At 67.7% G+C, this 2,666-nt stretch carries 3 protein-coding genes and 1 pseudogene; 2 read left to right on the top strand and 2 right to left on the bottom strand.

The genetic code is table 11. From position 1 onward, the window contains the following. Positions 1-234: pseudogene (locus tag HV798_RS31520) on the bottom strand (hypothetical protein); the annotation flags it as partial. Continuing rightward, complete coding sequence (locus HV798_RS31515; RefSeq protein WP_175196683.1) at positions 231-1,082, bottom strand: M15 family metallopeptidase; 852 nt, start codon at positions 1,080-1,082, stop codon at positions 231-233. The pseudogene HV798_RS31520 and the gene HV798_RS31515, both read right to left, overlap by 4 nt. A 311-nt stretch (positions 1,083-1,393) precedes the next feature. On the opposite strand from HV798_RS31515, the gene HV798_RS31510 reads away from it, so the two are divergent. Both HV798_RS31510 and HV798_RS31505 read left to right on the top strand, forming a co-directional pair. Next, positions 1,394-2,254 (top strand): hypothetical protein, encoded by an 861-nt coding sequence (locus tag HV798_RS31510; protein WP_175196681.1) that lies wholly within the window; start codon positions 1,394-1,396, stop codon positions 2,252-2,254. A gap of 28 nt (positions 2,255-2,282) precedes the next feature. Beyond that, positions 2,283-2,666 (top strand): contractile injection system protein, VgrG/Pvc8 family (locus tag HV798_RS31505; RefSeq protein ID WP_254597568.1); only part of this gene is annotated, 384 nt, incomplete at its 3' end.

Here is a 2,666-nt window from a genome sequence, read left to right as displayed (position 1 = left end):
ATCGGTCTTGGGGGCCGCAGCCGCGGCGGCGCGGGCCTCGCGGCGGGCGCGGGCGATGCGCAGGCCGGCCCAGCCCGCCGCAATCAGCGCCAGCGGCAAGGCGAACAGGTACAGCCCGATATCCACGCCGGTGGGCAGCGTGCGCGATTCCTGCCACCAGATGATGACGCCTAGCCAGACGATGCCAAACACCAGGGCCAGCACCAGGCCGGTCTTCAAGAGGCGGCCCATCATTGCGCGGCTCCGACGTCGCGGCGAATCACGCCGGGGCGGCGCAGCTCGGTGTGGCCGAAGTCCATCAGCTTCCAGCGGCCGCCCCAGGTCAGGCCGACGCGCTCGGCGGTTTCGCCGAACAGTTCATAGCCGCGCATGGCCCAGGGATCTTTTTCGGACACCACCACCTTGCCGTCGCGCAGGAACGCGCTGTCCGCGGCCAGGCCGTACTGGTGATAGCTCTGGTAGGCGCCGGCATTGGTCACGTGCGATCCCTTGGCGGCGAGTTCGGCCTGGCGTTCGGGGCTGCGATAGCCCTCGATCAGCACCATTTCGTAGCCATGCTCTTCACGCATGACGCGATACGCGGCCAGCAGGCGCTGGCGGTAATCCGCATCCAGCAGGTTCCAGTCGCGGCTTGCGCCGCCCAGGTTCGGACGCACCAATTCAACCTCGCGCGTAGTGAAGACTTCGGGGGGCAGGGGCGGCGGCGGCACCAGCCTTTCGCCCGTCAACAATGCCTGGATTCTGGGGTCCGGACCGGCCATCCGGTCCTCGTAAATAAATGTGTGATTGTGTCGCATGACGAAAGCGAAAAGGGACGGAAGCAACACCACCGCGAGCACTGCGACGATCTGCCAGCGGTAGATGGAAAACGTATTTCCGGCCCTGTCGAAGCCTGCTCGTACCACTTGCGCCGAGCCCCCGACCATGCCCCCGGCATGGCCCGCGCCACGTGTCACGCGGCGGCGAAATCCCTGCGCGAACGCACGCGCGCCTCGCGCGGTTGCGGCCCGCAAAGACGGGAAAACCAGCAACGCGGAAACGCCTATCGCGAGCAGAAAATATAGGGGCAGTAGAACTAGCAACGGTATCCCTCAATCACGAAGGCGTAATCTTTTGTTCTATTCGGGATTGAGGCAAGCGCTTGGGCGTTGCAGACAGCGTCGATGCTTTAGGAATCGTAACAAGAAGCCGTGATCTAAAAGATGTCATCAGGTATTCTCGGACACCTTGGTTAAAAGGGGTTTTATGCGCCCCAGCCAACACGGGACCTCGCATGGCAGAAGACGAAAAAAGATCGCGACCACCGCCCTCTATTCCAAGTTTGCTGGCCGGGCGCTCATCCACGCCGGATGAGCGGCAGTCGTCGCGCATACTCGCCACGCTCGAGGGCCGCGTGCCCGACGCGGAGGTCAAGCACCTGCCTCCCAAGACGCGTTCCAAGACACCGCTGGTAGTGTTGCTGCTGCTGTTTCTAGGCGCAGTGGGCGCGGGCTTGTGGGCGGTGTACGACACGGCGCAGTTGCCTGTGGTCGTGGCTCGCGCGGACGCCGATGCGTCGTCCGGCCTGTCCACGTCCGGTGCCGCTGCGCCGGGCACTTCACCGGCAGGCGCCACGACGCCGAACGCCGCATTGCCGACGGCCTCGCTCAATCAGCCGGCTGCGGGGCAAGCGCCGGCGCGGGCCAATGCCGAAGCGCCGCCGTCCAATGCCGCCACCATCATCGAAGACCATCCGCTGGCGCAACTGACCCAGCCCGAGGCGCAGGCCGACTTGCGCGAGCCCGCCAATCCGCTGGCCGCGCTTGCCGTGACGGCTGCCGCACCCAACAAGCCTGCGGCCGCGGCGTCGGCCAAGGCGCCTGGCCCGGCCCCGCAGCGCACCGAACGTGCGCGCGACGGCACGGTAGCCGCGGCAACGGCCGCTGCCCCGCAAGCCACGACGGCCAAGGGTGCGCCCAAGGCCGCCGCCGCGCCCGCGCGCGGCAAGGCCGCGCCACGCAGCGACAGCGACGCCGCGTTGCTGGCGGCGTTGATGTCCTACGGCTTGCCGCCCGCATCACCGCCCGGCACCAAGGTCTACAAGACCGACGGCATCTTCGTCCGCGAGCTGCCGGGGTCTTCGCTGTCCACCCGCTTGGGGGAATGCCGCAAGCTCGGCTTCCTTGAAAGCGAACAATGCCGCCTGCGCGTTTGCGCGGGCCACTGGGGCACCGCTCCGGAATGTCCCAATGCGCAAGCTCACACCGAGCCTTGAGCGCTGCTGAATAAGGTTTTCCCCCGTGATGGATACGACCGCGGCCGCCGGCCTGTTCAACTCCGACGCCCGCCTCTACCGCCTGCAAGGCGAGGGTGCGCTGGCGTCGCTGCATGTCGAAGGCTGGACCGGCCGCGAGGCGCTGTCGGGCGTGGCGCAACTGCGCGTGGTGGCCCTGTCGGATGATGCCGGACTGCCGTTGCAGGACATGATCTCGCGTCCCGTCACGCTCTGGACCACGCGCGCCGACGGCAGCCGCAGCGGCCGCAGCGGCGTGGTGCGCGAAGCGGAACTGCTGGCCGGCGATGCGGGCCTGGCGCGCTACCGGCTGACGGTGGCGCCCTGGCTGTGGCTGGCCACGCAGCGGCGCGCCAGCCGCCTGTTCGAGAACAAGCCGGTGCTGGACATCGTG

This window comes from Achromobacter deleyi (assembly GCF_902859705.1).
GTDB classification, from domain to species: domain Bacteria; phylum Pseudomonadota; class Gammaproteobacteria; order Burkholderiales; family Burkholderiaceae_B; genus Achromobacter; species Achromobacter deleyi.
Note: the sequence above shows the minus strand (reverse complement) of the source record. Positions and strands in the feature narration are given on the sequence as shown.